Annotated in this window: 22 protein-coding genes; 8 read left to right on the forward strand and 14 right to left on the reverse strand. The window is 72.3% G+C overall.

Annotated elements, in window-relative coordinates; all coding sequences use genetic code 11:
* Nucleotides 1-128 precede the first annotated feature (128 nt).
* Nucleotides 129-416 (forward strand): hypothetical protein, encoded by a 288-nt coding sequence (locus ACFYML_RS28625; protein ID WP_387423577.1) that lies wholly within the window; start codon nucleotides 129-131, stop codon nucleotides 414-416.
* A gap of 73 nt (nucleotides 417-489) precedes the next feature.
* Here ACFYML_RS28625 and ACFYML_RS28630 read toward each other — a convergent pair whose 3' ends face one another.
* Entirely contained in the window at nucleotides 490-1266 is a 777-nt protein-coding gene (locus tag ACFYML_RS28630) for a class I SAM-dependent methyltransferase (protein ID WP_387423578.1), read from the reverse strand.
* A 114-nt stretch (nucleotides 1267-1380) separates the two neighbouring features.
* Here ACFYML_RS28630 and ACFYML_RS28635 point away from each other — a divergent pair, with 114 nt between their 5' ends.
* A complete protein-coding gene (locus ACFYML_RS28635) occupies nucleotides 1381-1761 on the forward strand; it encodes a PPOX class F420-dependent oxidoreductase (RefSeq protein ID WP_073834992.1) in 381 nt (126 codons plus the stop codon).
* Nucleotides 1762-1847: 86 nt separating this feature from the next.
* Here ACFYML_RS28635 and ACFYML_RS28640 read toward each other — a convergent pair whose 3' ends face one another.
* On the reverse strand, nucleotides 1848-2057 hold the full coding sequence (locus tag ACFYML_RS28640) for a BldC family transcriptional regulator (protein ID WP_007073996.1): 210 nt from the start codon (nucleotides 2055-2057) through the stop codon (nucleotides 1848-1850).
* 253 nt (nucleotides 2058-2310) lie between these two features.
* A complete protein-coding gene (locus ACFYML_RS28645) occupies nucleotides 2311-3150 on the reverse strand; it encodes a hypothetical protein (protein WP_387423579.1) in 840 nt (279 codons plus the stop codon).
* A 172-nt stretch (nucleotides 3151-3322) separates the two neighbouring features.
* On the opposite strand from ACFYML_RS28645, the gene ACFYML_RS28650 reads away from it, so the two are divergent.
* Nucleotides 3323-4405: a Glu/Leu/Phe/Val dehydrogenase gene (locus tag ACFYML_RS28650; RefSeq protein ID WP_387423580.1), complete on the forward strand. Its 1083-nt coding sequence runs from the start codon at nucleotides 3323-3325 to the stop codon at nucleotides 4403-4405.
* 302 nt (nucleotides 4406-4707) lie between these two features.
* Complete coding sequence (locus tag ACFYML_RS28655; protein ID WP_073834995.1) at nucleotides 4708-4923, forward strand: DUF3073 domain-containing protein; 216 nt, start codon at nucleotides 4708-4710, stop codon at nucleotides 4921-4923.
* Between the two features lie 147 nt (nucleotides 4924-5070).
* Here the strand turns inward: ACFYML_RS28655 and amcA are convergent, their stop codons facing one another.
* The 5 genes from amcA to ACFYML_RS28680 form a co-directional block, all read right to left on the reverse strand.
* Entirely contained in the window at nucleotides 5071-5307 is a 237-nt protein-coding gene (amcA, locus tag ACFYML_RS28660) for a multiple cyclophane-containing RiPP AmcA (RefSeq protein ID WP_073834996.1), read from the reverse strand.
* The gene (gene amcB, locus ACFYML_RS28665) at nucleotides 5276-6379 is read right to left on the reverse strand and encodes a cyclophane-forming radical SAM peptide maturase AmcB (RefSeq protein WP_387423655.1); all 1104 of its coding nucleotides are present in this window, start codon (nucleotides 6377-6379) and stop codon (nucleotides 5276-5278) included. Before amcB ends, amcA begins: the two co-directional genes overlap by 32 nt.
* A gap of 122 nt (nucleotides 6380-6501) precedes the next feature.
* Nucleotides 6502-7656 carry a phosphoribosylformylglycinamidine cyclo-ligase gene (gene purM / locus ACFYML_RS28670; RefSeq protein WP_387423581.1) on the reverse strand — a complete coding sequence of 385 codons (1155 nt, stop codon included), beginning with the start codon at nucleotides 7654-7656 and terminating at the stop codon, nucleotides 6502-6504.
* A 62-nt stretch (nucleotides 7657-7718) separates the two neighbouring features.
* Complete coding sequence (purF, locus tag ACFYML_RS28675) at nucleotides 7719-9266, reverse strand: amidophosphoribosyltransferase (protein ID WP_387423582.1); 1548 nt, start codon at nucleotides 9264-9266, stop codon at nucleotides 7719-7721.
* A 165-nt stretch (nucleotides 9267-9431) separates the two neighbouring features.
* On the reverse strand, nucleotides 9432-9785 hold the full coding sequence (locus ACFYML_RS28680) for a sterol carrier family protein (protein WP_357434592.1): 354 nt from the start codon (nucleotides 9783-9785) through the stop codon (nucleotides 9432-9434).
* A 164-nt stretch (nucleotides 9786-9949) separates the two neighbouring features.
* Between ACFYML_RS28680 and ACFYML_RS28685 the strand changes: the two genes are divergently transcribed.
* Nucleotides 9950-11983, forward strand: coding sequence for a carboxypeptidase regulatory-like domain-containing protein (locus tag ACFYML_RS28685; protein ID WP_387423583.1), 2034 nt, complete (start codon nucleotides 9950-9952; stop codon nucleotides 11981-11983).
* Between the two features lie 707 nt (nucleotides 11984-12690).
* On the opposite strand, the gene ACFYML_RS28690 is transcribed toward ACFYML_RS28685, so the two are convergent.
* The 4 genes from ACFYML_RS28690 to purS form a co-directional block, all read right to left on the reverse strand.
* On the reverse strand, nucleotides 12691-13440 hold the full coding sequence (locus tag ACFYML_RS28690; RefSeq protein WP_387423584.1) for a 2-phosphosulfolactate phosphatase: 750 nt from the start codon (nucleotides 13438-13440) through the stop codon (nucleotides 12691-12693).
* 10 nt (nucleotides 13441-13450) lie between these two features.
* Nucleotides 13451-16324: a phosphoribosylformylglycinamidine synthase subunit PurL gene (gene purL, locus ACFYML_RS28695; RefSeq protein ID WP_387423585.1), complete on the reverse strand. Its 2874-nt coding sequence runs from the start codon at nucleotides 16322-16324 to the stop codon at nucleotides 13451-13453.
* Nucleotides 16325-16391: 67 nt separating this feature from the next.
* Entirely contained in the window at nucleotides 16392-17075 is a 684-nt protein-coding gene (gene purQ / locus ACFYML_RS28700) for a phosphoribosylformylglycinamidine synthase subunit PurQ (RefSeq protein ID WP_387423586.1), read from the reverse strand.
* A complete protein-coding gene (purS, locus tag ACFYML_RS28705) occupies nucleotides 17072-17335 on the reverse strand; it encodes a phosphoribosylformylglycinamidine synthase subunit PurS (RefSeq protein WP_073835003.1) in 264 nt (87 codons plus the stop codon). The genes purQ and purS overlap by 4 nt, the downstream gene beginning before the upstream one ends.
* Before the next feature lie 362 nt (nucleotides 17336-17697).
* Between purS and ACFYML_RS28710 the strand changes: the two genes are divergently transcribed.
* Both ACFYML_RS28710 and ACFYML_RS28715 read left to right on the forward strand, forming a co-directional pair.
* Nucleotides 17698-18378 (forward strand): S1 family peptidase, encoded by a 681-nt coding sequence (locus tag ACFYML_RS28710; RefSeq protein WP_387271317.1) that lies wholly within the window; start codon nucleotides 17698-17700, stop codon nucleotides 18376-18378.
* Between the two features lie 24 nt (nucleotides 18379-18402).
* Nucleotides 18403-18972 (forward strand): YbjQ family protein, encoded by a 570-nt coding sequence (locus ACFYML_RS28715; protein WP_387423587.1) that lies wholly within the window; start codon nucleotides 18403-18405, stop codon nucleotides 18970-18972.
* A gap of 138 nt (nucleotides 18973-19110) precedes the next feature.
* Here the strand turns inward: ACFYML_RS28715 and purB are convergent, their stop codons facing one another.
* A complete protein-coding gene (gene purB, locus ACFYML_RS28720) occupies nucleotides 19111-20535 on the reverse strand; it encodes an adenylosuccinate lyase (protein ID WP_387423588.1) in 1425 nt (474 codons plus the stop codon).
* A gap of 152 nt (nucleotides 20536-20687) precedes the next feature.
* On the reverse strand, nucleotides 20688-20846 hold the full coding sequence (locus ACFYML_RS28725; protein ID WP_387423589.1) for a hypothetical protein: 159 nt from the start codon (nucleotides 20844-20846) through the stop codon (nucleotides 20688-20690).
* A gap of 32 nt (nucleotides 20847-20878) precedes the next feature.
* On the opposite strand from ACFYML_RS28725, the gene ACFYML_RS28730 reads away from it, so the two are divergent.
* Nucleotides 20879-21619: an SDR family NAD(P)-dependent oxidoreductase gene (locus tag ACFYML_RS28730; protein WP_387423590.1), complete on the forward strand. Its 741-nt coding sequence runs from the start codon at nucleotides 20879-20881 to the stop codon at nucleotides 21617-21619.
* Nucleotides 21620-21764: the final 145 nt, after the last annotated feature.

Consider the following 21764-nt stretch of genomic DNA (forward strand, 5'->3'; position numbering starts at 1 on the left):
CGCCGCGCCGGCCCGCATGCTCCGCTCGTTCCTGGGTGCGACCCTATGCAGGGCCGGCCCGGGCGGCGTGCGTGGGGGCGCGCCGGATCGGGTACGACGGCCGTCGAAGCCGACACGGAAGGACCGACATGAGCCAGGCACCGGAGAGCGCCGAGAACCCGGAGACCGTGGAGACCCGCGGCGACGAGCGGGTGGACCTGCTCCGCGCGGACACCAACAACGACGGCCGGACCGACGTGTGGGTGGTGGACACCGACGGCGACGGAAAGGCCGACCTGTTCCAGTTCGACACTGACGGTGACGGCGAGGTGGACGTCACCATGGTCGACCTCGACGAGGACGGCACCCCGGACGAGGTGGTCGACGGGGACGGTGGCCTCCCGCCGGAGCAGCACTCCCCGACCGTTCAGGTGTGAGCGGGACGGAGGGGCCCCTGGTCAACGCCCTCGGCGGCGGCGCAGGGGCCCTTCCCGACCGCGGCGCCCGCGCTCAGGCCAGCTTCAGCGTGGCCAGGTAGTACGGGTGGTCCCGGTCGTCCACGTCGACCAGTCGCCACGGCGAGCCGTGGACCAGCTCGGCCAGCTCGTCGACCGAGCACACCAGATAGTCGAACCACTCGGTGCCGAGCAGCCGGTAGCGCAGCCGCAGCCGGAGCTGGCCGCCGAACCGGCCCCGCCGCCGGTTGCGCTCGTGGTAGCTCGTGTGCACCGGGTCGGTCGTGCCGTACGGGTCGGTGCCGTGCGCGATGACCTGGGCGCCGGGCCGGGCCAGCGCGGCGAGCGCGGCCAGGAATCCGGGTGCGCGCTGCCGTCCCTCGATCAGCCCGAGATTGTTGCCGAGCAGCAGGAATGTGTCATACCGGCGGCCGTCGGCGACGTGCTCGTCGATCGTGCCGTGCACCAGGTCGCGTACGCCCCGGTGGCGGCAGACCCGCAACGCCCCGGCCGAGGTGTCCAGCCCGGTGACCGGGACGCCGCGCTGCTGCAGGTGCAGGGCGATCCGGCCGGCACCGACGCCCACGTCCAGCGCGTGCCCGCGCACCCGCTCCACGGCCCGGTGGTCGTACGGCTGCCACGCCTCTGGCGGGTCCAGGTAGTGCCCGGCGGGGGCGCCGTTGACCAGGCCGTCGTCCCGCTCGATGATCTCGATGACCGGTCGGGGCAGCCGCCCGCCGACAAGTGGCCGGGGTCCGACCCCGGTGGCGACCGCGTACGCGTCGCGGATCATCTCACCGAACACGTCGCCGATCGTGGGTTCCCCGGTCACGGGCGCTGTCTCTGTTCGCGACTGCGGGGCTCGCAGACCCGGCTCGCTCCTCGCGCTCACGGCGATCACGCTATCCGGGCTCGGCCGGGCTGTCGCGGCCGTATCCTGGGCGGCGTGACCGACCTGGACCGCCTGGCGGCGGAGAAGTACGTGCTGCTCACGACGTTCCGCAAGGACGGCCGGGGAGTGGCGACGCCGGTCTGGGCGGTGCGGGACGGGGACGCGCTGGCGGTGTGGACGGCGTCGGACTCCGGCAAGGTCAAGCGGATCCGGCGGGACGGCCGGGTGACCGTGGCACCGTGCGACGTTCGCGGCCGGCCGCACGGCGAGGCGCTACCGGGGCACGCGGCGATCTGCGATCTGGTCGGGACCCAACGGATCCGGGGACTGCTGAAGCACAAGTACCGCATGATCGGGCGGCTCAGCCTGCTGGGCAGCCGGCTGCGCCGTGGCGAGCGCGGCACGGTGGGGCTGCGCGTCGTGCTGGACGAGTGAACCCCGGACACGATTAAGGGCGGCGGATCGCCGCTCGCGCGTACGTCCGGCCGCCCCTGATCGGAACGCCTGAGAAAGTCCGGTGGTCAGTCCCCTTGGCGCTGCTGGGGAATCTGCCCCTGCAGCAGGGCCCGGACCTCCGATTCGCGGTAGCGGCGGTGGCCGCCCAGCGTCCGGATCGCGCTAAGCTTGCCAGCCTTGGCCCACCGGGTCACCGTCTTCGGGTCGACACGGAACATCGACGCCACCTCGGCCGGTGTGAGTAGCGGCTCTGGTTCATGCGTTCGCGATGCCATCGGGGTCACTCCTCCACATGTATAGACATCGGCCGGGGTCCCGCCGGCCGACGCGTCTCCCATGGTCCGGCTAGTCCCCGATGTCCGACATGGGCCGAACGGCTGAAGGTCCCTAGACGGACGGATGAACCATGCCCGATTTTTACGACTTTTACGCCGCAGACAGTACCTTATTAGGACTCATGATCACGGTTCGTGATGCGTCAACTACGAGACAGTCTCGCATCGAGAGGTCTCTATCGGGCAATTCGGGCTAGTTGCAGCGCTCCAGCAGCTGCACCGCCCGCCACCGGGCGACCAGCTTGTCGTACGCCGCCGACGCCTCCTCCGCCTCGCCCCGGGAGAGCCCGGCCAGCCCGGTCGCGACCAGCTCGGTCGAGTCGTCGGCGGCCAGCGTCTCGTCCGGCAGCAGCTGCACCAGGCCGCCGTAGTCCAGCTCCACCACCGAACGCGGGTGGAACTCCTCCAGCCAGCGGGCGGCCTCCTCGACCGCCTCGGTGATCGGGGCGTCGCCGACCGACTTGCGCAGCACCGACAGCGCCCGGGACGACCGGCGGCGCGCCTTGGAGATCTCCGTCCGGTAGCGCAACGCGCGCCGGTCCGGCTCGGTCACCAACTGCCGTTCCTGCCGGTCGAAGAGCACGAACCAGCGCAGCGGCACCCCCCAGGTGGCGATCTGCTCGTGCACCCGCGGCACCCCGTGCTCCAGCACCCGCGCCCCGCTGCGCCAGTCCTCCACCACCGCCTTGGCCTGCCCGGCCAGGGTGGGCGGGACGAACGCGTCGGCCAGCACCGACGGCACCCCGTCCCGAGCGCTCAGCGCCGCCTCCGCCACCCGGATCCGCAGGTTCCACGGGCAGACCAGCAGCGTCTCGTCGGTCTCCAGCACGTACGCCTCGTCCGGCAGGTCGGGCAGCCGGGTCCAGCCCGCACCGAGCGCCTCGATCACCGCGGTGCGCTGCCGGACCGGTCCCTCCAGGGGAGCGACCGCCCGGCCCTCGCTGACGTAACGGCGCCAGAACGACTGGCGGTCCCGGTCGAAAGCGGTCAGCGGCTCGTACACCCGCAGGTAAGAAGCGAAGAGCGACGGCACGGGGCGATCCTCCCACGAGACGGGACCCCGCGTCGCCGGCGTGACGGGGGGCCGTGACGTGCACGGCAGTACGGTTCCGGCCGATATTAGGCTCTGCAGCACCGGCAGCATCCCGCCGGCACGCCACCAGGTCCGCGCCCCACAAGGACGCACACCGACACAGGAGTCAGCAATGGGCGTATTCACCAGCACCGACGACCCCGGATCCACCGGCCACGAACAGGTCGTGTTCTGCCAGGACACGCAGTCCGGCCTCAAGGCGATCATCGGGATCTACTCCACCGCGCTCGGCCCCGCGCTCGGCGGCACGCGGTTCTACCCGTACGCCAGCGAGGAGGAGGCCCTCGCCGACGTGCTCGACCTCTCCCGCGGCATGGCCTACAAGAACGCCCTGGCCGGCCTCGACCTCGGTGGCGGCAAGGCCGTCATCTGGGGCGACCCGGAGCAGAACAAGAGCGAGGCGCTGCTGCGCGCGTACGGCCGCTTCGTGGAGTCCCTCGGCGGGCGCTACTACACCGCCTGCGATGTCGGCACCTACGTCGCCGACATGGACGTGATCGCCCGGGAGACCCGGTACGTCACCGGACGCAGCGTGGAGCACGGCGGTGCCGGCGACTCCTCCATCCTGACCGCCTGGGGTGTCTTCCAGGGCATGCGGGCCGCCGCCGAGCACGTCTGGGGTGCCCCGACGCTGGCCGGGCGCCGGGTCGGCGTGGCCGGCCTGGGCAAGGTCGGCAAGTACCTGACCGGGCACCTGCTGGGCGACGGGGCCGAGGTCGTGGCGACCGACGTCAACCCGAAGGCCCTCGAGTGGGTGCGCACCACCCACCCGCAGGTCGAGCTGGTCGACGACACCGCCGCGCTGATCGCCTCCGACATCGACGTGTACGCCCCGTGCGCGCTGGGCGGCGCCCTGAACGACGACACGGTGCCGGTGCTGCGGGCCAAGGTGGTCACCGGCGCGGCGAACAACCAGCTCGCCCACTCGGGCATCGAGAAGGTCCTCGCCGACCGGGGCATCCTCTACACCCCCGACTACGTGGTCAACGCCGGCGGCGTGATCCAGGTCGCCGACGAGATCGAGGGCTTCAACTTCGAGCGGGCGAAGCTGCGGGCGACCCGGATCTACGACACCACCCGGGAGATCCTGCGGCTCGCCGACGACGAGGGCGTCCCGCCGGCGGTGGCCGCGGACCGGCTCGCCGAGCGGCGGATGGCCGAGGTCGGCCGGCTGCGGACGATCCACCTGCGGTGAACATCACGCCGGGGGCGGGGCACCGCTCCGTCCCCGACGTGCGGGGCTGACCTTGCCGGCGTTAAGCTGGAAATTAGGCAGCTTCGCGACGGTTTGTCCAGTGTCACGGCCGGTCACGGTGCCCGCTCCTTACCGGGTACAATTTGTGACGGCCGGAACACTGCGACGCGCAGGGCCGGCTGACGGTAACCCGAGGTGCCGAACGGTGGCATCCCCATGTACCGTAAGAGCCACGAGAGATGCCTGACGTCATCGGGGCCCGCCTTCGGGCTGCCCCGCATTCTGTGCGAGGGGGTCGAGCCATGGGGCGCGGCCGTGCTAAGGCCAAGCAGACAAAGGTGGCCCGGGAGTTGAAGTACCACTCCCCGAACACCGACCTCGCCGCCTTGCAGCGAGAACTCGGCGGCAGCGGCAAGTCGGACCACGACTTCGACGACGACTACAAAGAGTATGTCGACGACGATGACGAGGACCACGCGGACGACGACCCGGACACCTGGGCCCGTCCGACCCGCTGACCTCCGGTCACATCTGAGCACGCGGTAGCCCCCGCGTGCTCACGCATGTGCTCAGCGGAAGCCGGCGTACCGACCGACGATCAGGGACCTGCCGCACCGGGCCTCGCCCGGGCGCACCGGCAGGTCCTTGATCGCGGACGGCTGGCGTCAACGCGGACGGTTGTTCCAGTTGTAGAACGTCGGGATGTTCTCGAAGTGGTTCCAGGCGCACACCGCGCTGGCCCCGTCACCGCCCGACACCTCCGCCCGCAGCAGCCGCGCGGCCTCGGCCTCGTGGAGCAGAGCGGTCAATCCCACAGCGGCTTCCCGCACGCGGTCCGCCACCGGGTCCGGTGCGGCTTCCCCGACGCGCTCAGGCTGCCGGCGACTCGCGGTCTCGGGCATGCTCCAACACTCCCTCCAGTAGGCGGATCTTGCTGTTGCGGCAGTGCTCGGTCTCCGTACCGTCGAAACGGCCCAGCTCGAAGTAGCGGTTGGCAGCGTGGCCGCCGCCACAGAACCCGAAGTAGGGGCAGGACGACCGGCACGCCTCGACGCCGGCGAGGAACTCGCCGACCCAGGGCGTACGCCCCGCACCGGAGAGGATCTCGGCCAGCGGGGTGCTCAGCACGTTGCCGCTGCTGAAGTCCCCGTACCGAGCGTCGCTGAAGCCGGCCAGCTCGGGGGAGAGCACCACCACCGTACCGTCGTGGGCGACGGTGGGGATCGGGTCGAGCTGGCGGGGCAGCAGGTCGTCCGCCGTGCCGGCCAGGACGGCCCCGGCGTACCGCAGGGTCCACTCGACCTCGCGCAGGTGGATCCGGGGATCCCGGCGCCAGGCGCCGACCAGCTCCGCCCAGAATCCGGTCACCGCGACGGCGTCCCGGGCGTTGCTCCGGGTGTTGACCCCCTCGGTCTCCTCGATGTTGACGCCCAGCACGTCGCAGCCGAGGTCGAGGAAGTAGTCGTACAGCTCGGTGGCCAGGCCCGGCGCGGGCCGGGACACCACGGCGAGGGCCGAGAAGGGCAACCCGTGCCGGCGCAGCGCGGCCACCCCGGCCAGGATCCGGTCGTACGCCGGCCGGCCGCCCCGGGTGACCCGCTCGGCGTTACGCTCCCGCGGCCCGTCCACGCTCACGCTGACCCGGACGCCGTGCTCGGCGAAGAACGCGCACCAGGCGTCGTCGACCAGCGTGGCGTTGGTCTGGACGTGGTGTTCCACCTCCGGGCCGAACGGGGCCAGCAGGGCCGCCAGATGCTCCCGGCCGGCCGCGAGGGGCTCCCCGCCGTGCCAGACGACGGAGAAGCGGCCGACGGCCGCCCACGGGTTCACCGCAGCCGCCACCGCCTCGGCGACCGCGACCGGCATCCGCCGGTCCGCCGCCCGCATCGGCAGGTAGCAGTAGGCGCAGTCGAGGTTGCAGAGCGTGGTCGGCTGCATCACCACGTACGAGGGGACGGCGGCGATGCCGCGCATCCCGGGATGCGTACGAGCAGCCATCAACCCTCCCCGTCAGCCCGAAGTGCCCTTCAGGCTAGGCGGCGGTGGCTACTCGGGTGAACCCCCGATCAGGTGCCCGGATGATCACCAGAGTGTGATCATCCCCGGGTGTGCTGCCCGATCATCTGCACGTTGCCGGAGCCCTCGATGATCTCGCCGGCCTGCCAGGCGTCGACGCCCCGGCCGGTCAGGGTGGCCAGCGCGCGGTCGGCGTCCTCGGCGGAGACGATGGCGAACATGCCGACGCCCATGTTGAACGTCGCCTCCATCTCCGGGTCCTCGATCCGGCCCTTGGACTGGATCAGGTCGAAGACCGGCTGGGGCTTCCAGGTGGAGCGGTTGACCACCGCGTCGACGTGCTCCGGCAGGATCCGGACCAGGTTGCCCGGGATGCCGCCACCGGTGACGTGGGCGAACGCCCGCACCTCGGCCTCGGCGATCAGCTTGAGGCAGTCCTGGGCGTAGATCTTGGTGGGGGTGAGCAGCTCCTCGCCGAGGGTGCGCTGCCGGCCGAAGTCCTCGATCACCACGTCCAGCCGCATCCGGCCGGCGCCCAGCAGCACGTGCCGGACCAGCGAGTAGCCGTTGGAGTGCAGGCCGGAGGAGCGCATCGCGATCACGACGTCGCCCACCTCGACCCGCTCGGAGCTGAGGATCTCGCTCTCCTCCACGACGCCGACACCGGTGGCGGAGATGTCGTACTCGTCGGGACGCAGCACGCCCGGGTGCTCCGCGGTCTCGCCGCCGAGCAGGGCGCAGCCCGCGTACCGGCAACCGTCGGCGATGCCCGCGCCGATCTCGGCGACCTTGTCCGGCACGACCTCACCGGTGGCGATGTAGTCGAGCAGGAACAGTGGCTCAGCGCCGCAGGCGACCAGGTCGTCGACCACCATCGCCACCAGGTCGATGCCGACCGTGTCGTGGATGTCGAGCTGCTGGGCGATCACCAGCTTGGTGCCGACCCCGTCCGTCGAGGAGGCGAGGATCGGGTTCTTGTACTTCTTGGTGTCCAGCCGGAACAAGCCGGCGAAGCCGCCCAGGTCACCCAGGACCTCCGGGCGCCGGGTCTGCTTGACCTTGGACTTGAGCAGCTCGACCGCGCGGTCGCCCGCCTCGATCGACACCCCGGCGTCGGCGTAGGAGACCGAACGTTTGCGCGTCGTACGGCTCGTGCCGGCCGTCCAGGGCTGGCGGTCGCCGCCGGCGCCCGAAGGGCTGGTTCCTGCGCCGCTGCGCTCGGACACGTGCGTCACGGTTCTCCCCTTTGTGGTTCTCGCGAGCCGCTGTTGCGGTGAGCGGACCCGCGTCGGAGGTGCTATGGGCGGTGGGTAGCGGCCGACGGCTTGCGGTTGTCGCCGAGTGCGGCGGTGGTGATGTCAGCGGTGGCCTGGGCCGCCTCGGCGGTGACCCGCCGGCCCACGCCTTCGAGCACGTGCTTGCCGATCAGGTGCCCGGCCGGCAGTTCGATCGGGTACTCCCCATCGAAACACGCCCGGCAGAGCCGCGTCTTCGGCTGCTCGGTCGCGGCGACGAGGCCGGGCAGCGATACGTAACCCAGCGTGTCCGCCCCGATCGACCGCCGGATGCCCTCGTTGTCCAGCCCGTTGGCCAGCAGCTCGGCCCGGGTGGCGAAGTCGATGCCGTAGAAGCAGGGCCAGCTGACCGGCGGGGAGGAGATCCGCACGTGGACCTCCAGGGCGCCCGCCTCGCGCAGCATCCGCACGATGGCCCGCTGGGTGTTGCCGCGGACGATCGAGTCGTCCACCACGACCAGGCGCTTGCCCCGGACGTTCTCGCGCAGCGGGTTCAGCTTGAGCCGGATGCCGAGCTGGCGCAGGGTCTGCGACGGCTGGATGAAGGTGCGCCCGACGTACGGGTTCTTCATCAGGCCCTGGCCGTAGGTGATCCCGGACTCCTCGGCGTAGCCGATCGCGGCCGGGGTGCCGGACTCCGGCACCGGGATCACCAGGTCGGCCTCGACCGGGTGCTCCCGGGCGAGCTGGCGGCCGATCTGCACCCGGGCGGCGTGCACGTTGCGCCCGGCGATGGTGGCGTCCGGGCGGGCGATGTACACGTACTCGAAGAGGCAGCCCTTCGGCTCCGGGGCGGCGAACCGGGTGGATCGCAGCCCGTCCTCGTCGATGGCGATCAGCTCGCCGGGCTCGACCTCGCGGACCACGCTAGCGCCGACGATGTCCAGCGCGGCGGTCTCGCTGGCGACCACCCAGCCGCGCTCCAGCCGGCCGAGCACCAGGGGGCGCACCCCGTGCGGGTCGCGGGCCGCGTAGAGGGTCGACTCGTCCATGAACACGAAGCTAAACGCGCCGCGCAGCTGGGGCAGCACCTCCAGCGCGGCCGCCTCGACGGAGAGATCAGGACGGCTGGCCAGAAGCATGGTGACCAGCGAGGTGTCGTTGGTCGAGCCGTCCGAGTCCATGCCCCGCGTGGCCGCCTCGCGCTGGAGCTCGGCGGTGTTGACCAGGTTGCCGTTGTGGGCCAGCGCGATCGTGGTGCCGGAGCTGGTCGCCCGGATGGTCGGCTGGGCATTTTCCCAGGTCGAGCCACCCGTGGTCGAGTAGCGCGCGTGGCCGATCGCGACGTGCCCGCGCAGGCTGGCCAGAGTCGGCTCGTCGAACACCTGGGCCACCAGGCCAAGATCCTTGTAGACCACCACCCCGGAGCCGTCGCTCACCGCGATGCCCGCGGCCTCCTGGCCACGGTGCTGCAGGGCGTACAGCCCGAAGTAGGTCAGGTTGGCGACCTCCTCCCCCGGGGCCCAGACACCGAAGACGCCACACGCGTCCTGGGGGCCGGGTCGCTGGGGGTCAAGGTCGTGGCTCAGCCGGCCATCGCCTCGGGGCACCTGCCGCTCCCTCATGCTGGTCTGGACCCGGCCTGGCGGAGTCGGGGGCCAGCTCCGCGCGGACCGGCCGGGGCCGTCGTCGCCTGACAGTGTACGCGAATAGCAGTCGACACTGACAGTCACGGCTCGCCTGCTGATCGTGATGGCGGGCAGGTGTACCCCCAGCTAGAGCGGGAGGTAGTCGGCGAGGTCGGCGCGGATCCCGCTGACCCGTACCCGACCCTCAGTGACCGCCTCCGCCCAGCCGAGGCGGCCGCTGGCCAGCGCGAGCCAGGTCTCCGGGTCCATTTCCACCACATTTGGCGGCGTACCACGGGTGTGTCGCGGTCCGGCCACGCACTGCACGGCACCGTATGGTGGAACCCGCACCTCCACCGATCGGCCGGGGGCGCGCTCGGCGAGAACGGCCAGCAGGGTACGGACCGCCTCCCGGAACACCGGTCGTTCGGGCGTACGCCCCTCATCCAGCGCGGTCAACGCGGCCGCGACCGCGGCGGACTTAGTGTGCGGAGAGGACACGACGGGACGATACGATTCGACAGCATCACGGCCGACGCTGGCCCTGGGTAGAGATGATCCGGCCGGACAAGGCATAGTTGCCGACGGCGTATTCGTACCGTGAGTGATCGTCCCCGGCCCGGCGCCGGCCGGCGGGGAGAGATCAGACCCGGAAGGCGGTGGACGTGTCAACACACCGACGTGCCTGGAAGCAGCGGGCCGGTGTGGTGGTGGCGCTGGTTGTCGGCGCGCTGCTCGCCGTCCCCGCCACACCCGCCTCCGCCGCCAGGATCAGCACGGCTGACAACTCGGTCACGATTGAGGCCGGCAAGAGCAGTTCGGTCAACGTCGTCGTGAGACCGGACATTGGCGAAACCTCCGCGGACATCGACATCACCGATCTGCCTGACGGCGTCACCTGTGGGGGCTGCGGGCCGATCAGTTTCGAGACGCCGGGGCCGAAGCAGGTGACCTTGACCCTGTCGGCAGCAGGCAACGCGCCGGCGGCCAACGGAGCCCAGGCGAAGATCACGGTTACGGGGGACAACAGCCCCCGCACGCTGCGCGTCACCGTCAAGCCAAGCGCGCCGCCGGAGGCGCAGACGGTCAAGTCGATCTCCGGCAAGGTGATCATCGCGGACAACAGCGAGCCGCTCGAGGGCGTCGTGGTCATGCTCCGGGACAGCAAGGGCATCACCCGCCAGACCAACACCGACGGCAGCGGCAACTTCCGGTTCACCGGCTCGTCCTCAGATCCGATCGCGCCCGGCCGGGTCGACCTGGCCTCTGGCAAGGACGGCAAGACCGGCTACAAGACGATCAACGCGACCGCCGGCCAGGCCGTGACCGGCGTGCGGATCAGCGTGCCGATCAAGGTCGAGAAGAGTCCGAGCCCGTCGCCGTCCGCCAGCGCGGAGCCGGTGCCGACCGACGAGGCCACCGACGAGGCCACCGACACGCCGGCCACCGAGGCGGCCGCTGGGCAGCAGCCCGCCGCTCAGCAGGACTCCGGCGGCTTCGGCAACTGGCTGCTGATCCTGCTCGGCGGTCTCTTCGTGGCCGTGGGCGTCGGCACCATCGTGCTGCTCTACATGAAGCGCAAGAACGAGGGCGACGACGACGTCGACGGTGACGGCCCGGGTGGTCCGATGGGTCCGGGTGGCCCGGCGGGCGCGGGTGCCGTGCCGGCCGCCCGGGGCGCCTACCGGGGTGCCGACGACCAGACCCGGGTGGTCAGCGGCATGGGCGCCGGAGCGGCGCCGACGATGGTCGGCGGTCCCTCGCTCAGCGACGCGCCCACCATGATGCACCGCCCGGTCGTGGACGACGTCCCGCCGGACCCGTACGGCGCCCCGCCCGGGCCCGCGTACGGCGTCGGCGGTGGGCAGGACGGCTGGGGCGGCGGTGGCTACGGCGACGAGCCGGCCGGCCAGGGTGGCTATGGCCACAACGGCTACGGCAACGCGCCCTCCTCGGGTGGCGGCTACGGCAACGCGCCTTCCTCGGGTGGCGGCTACGGCAACGCTCCGTCCTCGGGTGGCGGCTACGGCAGCCGGGATTACGGCGCCGGTGCCGCTGGCTACCCGCCCGCTCAGGGCGGCGGCTACGGCGGCGAGCGGTACGACGAGCCGACCGGCCGCTACACCGGCGACAACACCCAGTACGCGCCGCCGGCCGACCCGTACCCGACCAGCACCTACCAGCCGGACCAGGGCCGCGGCTACGACCAGCCCGACCCGGGTCGCGGCTACGATCAGCCCGACCAGGGCCGGGGCTATGACCGGCCGGACCAGGGTCGGGGCTACGACCAGCCGGGCCAGGGACAGTACGGCCGCGGCCCGGAGCCGGGCACCGGCTACGGCCAGGGTGGCGGCTACGGTGGCCCCTCCGGTGGCTATGACAACGGGCCGTCGGGCGGTTACGACGGCGGCCAGCAGGGCTACGACGGCTACGACCAGCGCGGCGGCTACGACAACGGCCCGCAACAGGGCTACGACGGCCACGACCAGCGGGGCGGCTACCGCGGCGACGCCGGTTACGGCCAGCCGCAGCAGGGCGGCTACGGCCACGAGCAGCCGCCGCAGCAGCGGACCGGTGGCTACGACAACCAGGGCTACGACCAGGGCGGACACTACGGCGATCCGGCCCAGGCCGGCCGGGGCCGACCCGACGGCCCGCAGGAGCGCGGCGGCCGCCGCCTCGACTGGCTGGACGACTGACCGCCGGGGCCACGTGCCCCGCACCGATATCGACAGTGGCCGCCCGGACGATCCGGGCGGCCACTTCGCATGATCGGTACGGCAGTCCGCAGTGGCCGACCTGCGGGATCTGGGGGCTCGCCCTGCTCAGCTCGCGGGTCCGGATCCGGACACAGGCGCGCCCAGAGCCAGGTCGAGGAGCTGCCGAACGGATCGCCGTGGTCGACTTGCCGCAGCGGCGGCGCCTACCCCACGGAGGCTCGGTCCGGTCCGCCCTCGCCACCGATCAGTTGTCGGGCCCCTGTGACAAACCTGGCGGCGGGCGTGCCGGGCGTCATCCAGCCGGAGCATGTGCGCCTGATGGCGTAGATGAACCATCGGGATGGGCCAGCACAGCTCCGGCGCGTCCGGCCGCCGGACAGAGCGGCTGTCGGTTTCGGGTGCAGTTGTTGTCGCCCCAGCGACAACAACTGCACCCGAAGTCGCTGTGATCGTTCGCGAACACGTGAGTTGTTTACGTCATCAGGTCGGTAGTCACCGACACGCAAGCAGCCAGCGCGCCGAAACACCGGCCCGATCCGGACCAGCAGGCAGGGCCGGACCAACGGGCAGAGCCGGACCAGCAGACAGCGCCGGACCAGCAGACGCGCCGGACCAGCAGACGCGCCGGACCAGGCGGCGGACCCACGGACCGAACCCAAAGAGCCGGGCCAGCCGGCGGAGCCGGGTCAGGCGGCGGCGAAGTAACCCTGGCGCAGAACCGGTACCACGTCGGAGACACCCACCTGAACGGCGACCTCCACGTCCCCGGCGAAGCCGCCCTCGGCGAGTTCCCGCCCGGAGACGCACCCCCGGACGGCGGCCGGCACGTCGGGCGTGCTGGCCAGCGCGGCCAGGGCCATCGCCGCCTCCACCGAGAGCCCGCCCGGCACCCCGGACAGGGCATCCAGCACGCTGGCCGCCCCGAGCTGATCCTCCACGCAGGGGCGCAGTGAACCGTCCGGCCAGCGCTCACCGGCCGCCACCACACCCACCGGCGCGTCGTTCGAGCCGTACCCCTGGGCGCGCAGCCATCGCCCGACGGCGGGCGCGTTACGCAGGCACGCCGCCACCACCGGCAGACCGGTGGCGCTTGCGGCGGCGCTGATCGCCGAGCCGTTCGGCGAGGGCAGGACCAGATCGGCGACGGCCGGTGCGGTCCGCAACGCCGCCGGCGAGAGCGACCATGGATGCTCCTGCGTCATCTGCCGGCGGCCGACCGCGGCGACCGCCCCCACCCGGCGGGCGTATTCGGCGGCCTGCTCCCCCCAGGGGAACGGGTGCACGCGCATGCCGCGACCGACCGCCACCTCGACGGCGGTGGTGAACGAGAGCACGTCCACCACCACCAGGGCCGCGCAGACCCGGCCGAGTTCCGCCGCCCCGGTCAGCCCCCAGTCGAACCGGGCGCCGGAGCCGGGTTGGGCGTAGACGGCCAAGGCCAGGGCCTCAGCGCTGATCCGGCGCGGGGGCCTGGTCGTCCGGGTCACCGGCAGCCGTCGCGGAGCCCGCCGGCCCGGCCGGGTCGGACGTCGCCTCGGGGGCGTCGACCGGGGCATCGGTCCCGTCGGCGCCCGGCGCGGCGTCCCCGCCCTCCGCCGGGGCGTCACTCGCCTCCGCCGCCGCGTCCGTAGCGGCCACGTCCGGAGCCTCCGGCGCCTCCACGGCGGCGTCCTGGGCCGCCACAGGAGCGTCCGCCGCCACTACGGTGTCCGGGGCCGTCGTCGCAGCGGCGTCCGCCGCCATCGGGGTCTCCGCCGCGGGAGCGTCCGCCGCCTCCGCCGGCGACCCGCCGTCGGCCTGGCCGGCCGGGTCGGGGGCCGGAGCGGTCGCCGGGTCGCCCGCCGGCTGCTCGCCGACGGCCGGGACGACGCCCGCACCGAGTGCCGCCACCTGGCCCGCCTCCACGCCGCCGAAGAGGCGCGGCAGGGTCGCCGTGTGCGCGGCGCGCAGCTCGTCGAGGCCGATCCGGAACTGCTCGTGCACCTCCAGCGCGCCGCCGGCCGGGTCGGTGACGCCGATGAACTCCCACGGCACCCCGTGCTCGGCGCAGAGCGCGGTGAACGCCTTCTCGTGCCCACGCGGCACCGACACCAGCGCGCGGCCGGCCGACTCGCTGAACAGGAAGACGAACGGCATCGACCCGCCGGCGAAGTGCTCGGGCACGGCGACCCGCGCCCCGACGCCGCGCCGCAGGCAGGACTCGACCAGGCTCTGGGCGAGGCCACCGTCGGAGAGGTCGTGCGCGGAACTGAGGTGCCCCACCCGGGCGGCGGCGGCCAGCAGCTCGGCGAGCTGCCGCTCACGGGCCAGGTCGACCTGCGGCGGGATGCCGCCGAGGTGCTCGTGGGTCACCCACGCCCATTCCGAGCCGGAGAGCTCGACGTGCGTCTCACCCAGCAGGAAGAGCTGGTCGTGGTCGCCGCCAGGGCGAGCCACGAAGCCCATCGGTACCCGGTCGGCGACGTTGTCCAGCACGCCCAGCACGCCGACCACCGGAGTCGGGTGGATGGGTGCCGGGCCGGTCTGGTTGTAGAAGCTGACGTTGCCGCCGGTCACCGGGATGCCGAGCTCCAGGCAGCCGTCCGCCAGGCCGCGGACGGCCTCGGCGAACTGCCACATCACGCCCGGGTCCTCCGGCGAGCCGAAGTTGAGGCAGTTGGTCACGGCGATCGGCTTCGCGCCGGTCACCGCCACGTTCCGGTACGCCTCGGCCAGCGCCAGCTTCGTCCCGTGGTACGGGTCGAGGCGCGCGTACCGGCCGTTGCCGTCGACGGAGAGGGCGACCCCGAGGCCGGTCCGCTCGTCGATCCGGATCACGCCGGAGTCCTCCGGCTGGGCGAGCACGGTGTTGCCCAGCACGTACCGGTCGTACTGCTCGGTGACCCAGGTCTTGTCGGCCAGGTTCGGCGACGCGATCATGCGCAGCACGGTCTCCCGCAGCGCCTCCGGGTTGCTCGGCCGGGGCAGCGTCTCCGCGCGGTCGGCCTGGAGCAGGATCAGGTCGGCCGGCTCCCGCATCGGGCGGGCGTACACCGGACCGTCGTCGACCAGGGACCCCGGCGGCACGTCCACCACGACGTGGTCACGCCAGGAGACCAGGAGACGGCCCGGCTGACCGTCCGGCGCGGGCGGGGTGACCTCACCGATCGCGGTGGCAAGCACGCCCCACTTCTCGGCGGTCTTGAGCACCGCCTCCAGCTTGTCCGGGGCGACGACCAGCAGCATCCGCTCCTGGGACTCGCTGGCCAGGATCTCGTGCGGCTCCATCGAGGGCTCCCGCAGCGGCACCCGCTCCAGCCAGACCCGCATGCCGGTGCCCGCCGCCGCGGCGGTCTCGGTGAGCGCGCAGGTCAGGCCGGCGCCGCCGAGGTCCTGGATGCCGACGACCAGCTCGGCGTCGTACAGCTCCAGGCACGCCTCGATCAGCAGCTTCTCGGTGAACGGGTCGCCCACCTGGACGGACGGGCGGCGCTGCTCGCTGCCCTCGTCGAAGGTGGCGCTGGCCAGCACCGACACGCCGCCGATGCCGTCCCGGCCGGTCTTGGCGCCCATCAGCACCACGACGTTGCCGGGGCCGGCGGCCTCCTTCTTCTGCAGCCGGTCGACCGGCAGCACGCCGAGGCAGAGCGCGTTGACCAACGGATTGCCCTGGTAGCAGGGGTCGAAGACCACCTCGCCGCCGATGTTCGGCAGGCCGAGGCAGTTGCCGTAACCGCCGACGCCGGCGACCACGCCGGGCAGCACCCGGGCGGTGTCCGGGTGGTCTGCCGCGCCGAAGCGCAGCGGGTCCATCACCGCGACCGGACGCGCACCCATGGCGAGGATGTCGCGGACGATGCCGCCGACGCCGGTCGCCGCGCCCTGGTACGGCTCGACGAAGCTCGGGTGGTTGTGCGACTCGACCTTGAAGGTCACTGCCAGCTCGTCGGAGACCCGGACCACGCCGGCGTTCTCACCGATGCCGGCCAGCAGCCGGTCGCTCGGCGGGGCCTTCTCGCCGAACTGGCGCAGGTGCACCTTGCTCGACTTGTAGGAGCAGTGCTCGCTCCACATGATCGAGTACATGCCCAGCTCGGCCTGGGTGGGCCGGCGGCCGAGGATGTGCCGGATCCGGTCGTACTCGTCGTCGCGGAGGCCCAGCTCCGCGTACGGCTGCAGTTCGTCCGGCGTGCCGGTGGCCCGGGGCACGGTGTCCACGGCCGCGGTCCAGTCGTCGGCCGGGCCGGCCTGCGGCACCACGGTGGCCGTACGCGGCTCCGCCGGGTCGGCCGGGTGGGCACCCGGTGCCTCCCGCAGGTCCGGGTCCGGATGGGTGGTCATGACCTCTCCTCGCTGCGCTCGCCGCCGAGGCGGCGGGTGAGCTGACCGATGATCCCGCCGCGCACGGTCACGCCGGCGCCCCCACCAGGTGCTTGAGCACCGAGGTGAAGAAGCCGAGACCGTCCAGGGAGGGGCCGGTGAGCGCCTCCACCGCGTGCTCGGGATGCGGCATGATGCCGACCACGTTGCCGGCCTCGTTGGTGATCGCGGCGATGTCGCGCTGCGAACCGTTGGGGTTGCCGCCGAGGTAGCGGGCGACAACCCGACCCTCGGCCTCCAGGCGGTCCAGCGTCGCCGGGTCGGCGACGTAGCAGCCCTCGCCGTTCTTGACCGGGATCAGCACCTCCTGGCCCGGCTGGAACGCGTTGGTCCAGGCGGTGCCGGCGGCCTCGATGCGGAGGATCTGGTCCCGGTTACGGAAGTGCAGGTGCTGGTTGCGGGTGAGCGCGCCCGGCAGCAGGTGGGCCTCGCAGAGGATCTGGAAGCCGTTGCAGATGCCGAGCACGGGCAGGCCGCCCCGGGCGGCGTCCACGATCGCCTCCATGACCGGGGCGAACCGGGCGATGGCGCCGCACCGCAGGTAGTCACCGTAGGAGAAACCACCGGGCAGGACCACGGCGTCCACGCCGTGCAGCTGCGGGTCGCCGTGCCACAGCCGGACCGGCTCGGCGCCGGCGATGCGTACGGCCCGCGCCGCGTCCCCGTCGTCGAGCGAGCCGGGGAAGGTCACCACACCGACCCGGGCGGTCACTGGCGCGCGTCCACGGGCTCGTCGGTCTCCACCACGCGGACCGTGAAGTCCTCGATGACCGGGTTGGCCAGCAGCTTGTCGGCGATCTCCCGGGCCCGGTCCAGGTCCGGTTCACCGGTGAACTCGATCTCGATCCGCCTGCCGATCCGGACCGAGGCGACGTCGCTGACGCCGAGCCGGGGCAGCGCGTTTGCGACGGCCTGGCCCTGCGGATCGAGGATCTCGGGCTTGAGCATGACGTCGACGACGACGCGAGGCACGGGGCACTCCTGACTGTGTACGCAGTTGGGTGCCGGCCCACTACGGGCGAGCGCAGCCAGCCTACCTGGCAGATACCGCCTCGGCCGAACCGGCCGGCGCGTCCGGGCAGTGATCGACGTGACCCCGCCGAGGGGGCCGTACCGGATGTCCCGGCCTGCACTGAACGCACCCTTACCAGCAACGACAGCGCCGCCAGGTGGCCAAATCGTTACATCGGTTAATCTCTATCGACTCCTTGCCAGTGCCGCGCCGGGGCCCTACGGTACATCGATGTAAGTCGATGCACAGCCCTGGCGACCACCCGTCGCCCGCTCCCCGTCACCCGGCGACCCCGGGTGCCCCCGACGTGAAGGAGTTCCCGATGCGCATCCGCTCCCTGCTCGCCACCATCGGCGTCGCCATGGTCGGCGTCCTCGGCGCCGCGTCCGGCGCGGCCGCCGCCCCCGTCGGCCCGTACATCATCGGTGGCGGCACCGTCTCCTCCGCGCCCTGGGCCGCCGCGGTGTTCAGCAACGGCTCGTTCACCTGCTCCGGCAGCGTCATCGCGTCCCAGTGGGTGCTCACCGCCCGGCACTGCATCAGCGGCAGCATGTCCGTCCGGGTCGGCAGCGTCTACTACGCCTCGGGCGGCACCACCCGCACCGTGAGCACCACCTACACCCGCTACGACCTCGCGCTGATGCGGCTCTCCAGCCCGGTGACCACCTCCACCGTGTCGCTGGCCAGCAGCAACCCGCCCATCGGATCGACCAACTCGATCTACGGCTGGGGCATGACCTGCTACAGCGGCTGCAACCCGTCCAGCCAGCTCAAGACCGCCACCGTCCAGGTGACCAGCAACAGCGCCTCCGACGCGTACGGCGGGCAGGCCATCCGCAGCTCCCGAATCAGCGGGAACGCCTGGCGGGGCGACTCGGGCGGCCCGCAGTTCTACAACGGCCAGCAGGTCGGCGTGGCCTCCACCGCCGACGGCGTGAGCATCCAGAATTACGGCAGCGTCGCGTACAACCGGTCCTGGATCACCTCGGTGGCCGGTGTCTGACAGTTAGCGCCGGTCGCGGCGCGGATGGTCGGTGACGCGCCGACCGTCCGCGCCGCCTCGTTTCGCAGCATCCGATCAGGTGAACAAGGCACACGTTCGGGCCGCCGAGCGGCTGACAGCATCGGAAACGTGCTGGTCGTGACGACGGATCAACTGCCCGGCTACGAGATCCGCCAGATCCTCGGCGAAGTGGTCTCCTCCATGGCGAGGACCCGGAACCCGTACCGCGAGGGGGTCAAGAACCTGCGCGGTGGCGCCTACGACCCGATGGCGCCGGACAACCTCACCCGCTGGCGTACCGACTCGGTGGCCCGGCTCGGCGAGGAGGCCCGCCGGCTCGGCGCGAACGCGGTGATCGGCATGCGCTTCGACAGCCGGGACTGCGGCGAGATGTGGATGGAGATCTGCGCGTACGGCACGGCGGTGATCGTCGTACCCAAGATGCCGGACGTCATGCCGCCCGACCAGCCCATGGTCGCGGCCGACACCGCCCACGAGCCGGAGATCGCCTCGGCCCCCGGCGGCATCGCCGAACCGGCGAGCGCCCCCAACCTCTCCTCCGCCGCCGAAACCCCCACCCCCAAATCCCCCTGACCACCCGCGCCCGCCGGGCCTGCCGCGCCCGCCCGGCATGCCGGCGTTGATCATGAGGTTAGCGGCGGTGCCAGAGATCCACGTCGCCGCCAACCTCATGATCAACCAGGCTCGGGTGGGTGGGGTGGGGTGGGTGGGTCAGAGGATGGGGGGTGGGGAGTAGGCGGCGGCGTCGGGGTGGGACTGGACGATCTTGGCGATGCGGGCGGTGACCCGGTCGACCTGGGCGCCCGCGGCGCCGACGAAGGCGTTGCGGTCGGCGACCAGGGCGTCGATCTCGGCGCGGGTGAGGCCGAGGCGCCCGTCCGCGGCGAGGCGGTCGAAGAGGTCGTTCTCGGCCGCACCCTTCTCCCGCATGGCCAGCGCTACCGCGACCGCGTGCTCCTTGATCACCTCGTGCGCGACCTCCCGGCCGACGCCGCGTCGGACCGCCGCGACCAGGATCTTGGTGGTGGCCAGGAATGGCAGGAAGCGCTCCAACTCCCGGTTGATCACCGCCGGGTACGGGCCGAACTCGTCCAGCACGGTGAGGAAGGTCTGGAACAGCCCGTCGGCGGCGAAGAACGCGTCCGGCAGGGCCACCCGGCGGACCACCGAGCAGGAGACGTCCCCCTCGTTCCACTGGTCGCCGGCCAGCTCGCCGACCATCGAGAGGTAACCACGGATGATCACGGCGAAGCCGTTCACCCGCTCCGACGAGCGGGTGTTCATCTTGTGCGGCATCGCGCTGGACCCCACCTGACCGGGCTTGAACCCCTCGGTGACCAGTTCCTGGCCGACCATCAGCCGGATCGTGGTGGCCAGCGACGACGGCGCGGCCGCCACCTGGGCCAGCGCGGAGAGCACGTCGAAGTCCAGCGAACGCGGGTAGACCTGGCCGACGCTGTCCAGCACCCGGCTGAACCCGAGGTGCTCGGCGACCCGGCGCTCCAGCTCGGCGACCTTGTCGGCGTCGCCGTCGAAGAGGTCGAGCTGGTCGGCGGCGGTGCCCACCGGCCCCTTGATGCCGCGCAGCGGGTACCGGCCGATCAGGTCATCCAGCCGCTCGTACGCGATCAACAGCTCCTCGGCGGCCGAGGCGAAGCGCTTGCCCAGCGTGGTGGCCTGCGCGGCGACGTTGTGCGACCGGCCGGTCATCACCAAGCCGGAGTACTCGTGGGCGTGCCAGGCGAGCCGGACCAGGGTGGCGACCACCCGGTCCCGGATCAGCTCCAGCGAGGCGCGGATCTGGAGCTGCTCGACGTTCTCGGTGAGATCCCGGGAGGTCATCCCCTTGTGCACGTGCTCGTGCCCGGCGAGCGCGCTGAACTCCTCGATCCGGGCCTTCACGTCGTGCCGGGTGACCCGCTCCCGCTCCGCGACCGAGGCCAGGTTGACGTCGTCGACCACCCGCTCGTACGCCTCGACCACCCCGTCCGGCACCGGCACGCCGAGGTCCCGCTGGGCCTTGAGTACGGCGAGCCAGAGCCGCCGCTCCATGCGGACCTTCTCCTCGGGCGACCAGAGGGCGACCAGCTCGGGCGAGGCGTACCGGTTGGCGAGCACGTTCGGGATCGTCGTCACGTACCTCAGTCTCCCATGACCGCGGCGGCGGCCCTGCGGAGGAAGGCACGGCCGATGGTCGGCCATGACGGCCCGGAGGCCGCCGGAAGGCGGGGTGCACTCCACCCGCCGGCGACCTGCCGACCTCTTAACCGAAACGGTCGGTGTCCGGGTTAGTTCACCTGCCTGATCTCGTGCACGGTGACGGTCACCACGATGGTCTTCTTCTGCGTGCCGTGGGCGTTGCGGACCGTCAGCAGGTAGGTGTGCTTCTGCATGTTGCCCTCGGCGCCGGAGCAGGGGACGGCCGGCAACCCGGATAGGGTGATCATCCTCCTGAGTCGACAAACAGGATTGGGGAAGCGTGTCCAGACTTACCGGCAAGGTCGCCCTGGTCACCGGCGGGAGCCGCGGCATCGGTGCCGCCGTCGTGCGCCGCCTGGCCGAGGACGGCGCCCACGTCGCGTTCACCTACCGCGAGGCGGGAGACAGCGCGAAGGCCGTGGTCGCCGACGTCGAGGCGTACGGCCGCACCGGCCTGGCGATCCAGGCCGACAGCACCGACCCAGCGGCGCTGGTCGGGGCGGTCGAGCAGACCGTCGCCGAGCTGGGCCGGCTGGACATTCTGGTGAACAACGCCGGGGTGTTCTCGTACGGACCGATCGAGGAGGTCAGCCTCGACGACCTCGACCGGGCCATCGCCGTTCACGTCCGCGGGGTGTTCCTGGCCACCCAGGCGGCGGTATGCCACATGGGCGCCGGCGGGCGGATCGTCAACATCGGCAGCAGCTTCGCCAGCCGCGTCCCGGCACCCGGGGTGAGCGTCTACGCCATGACCAAGAGCGCGGTCAACGGTCTCACCCGGGCCCTCGCCCGGGAACTCGGCCCGCGCGGGATCACCGTCAACGTGCTCCTCCCCGGTTCCACCGACACCGACATGAACCCGGCCGACAGCGCCGGCGCCGACGCGCAGCGGGCACACATCGCCCTCGGCCGGTACGGGACGCCGGCCGACGTGGCGGCGACAGTCAGCCACCTGGTGGGCGACGGCGGGCGGCACATCACCGGCGCGTCGATCGCCATCGACGGCGGCGGCACCGCCTGACCCGCGGGCGAGCGGCCCGCCGGCCGGGCTGCGCGCGGGCGCCCCGACAAGCCGCCGTGGGGGGGGGGGGGGGCCCCCCCCCCCCCCCCCGGGGGGGGGCGGGACCCCCCCCCCGCGGGCCGCCCCGCGCCCCCCCCCCCCCGGC

The sequence above is a fragment of the Micromonospora sp. NPDC007230 genome, from assembly GCF_042869115.1.
Taxonomy (GTDB): Bacteria; Actinomycetota; Actinomycetes; order Mycobacteriales; family Micromonosporaceae; genus Micromonospora.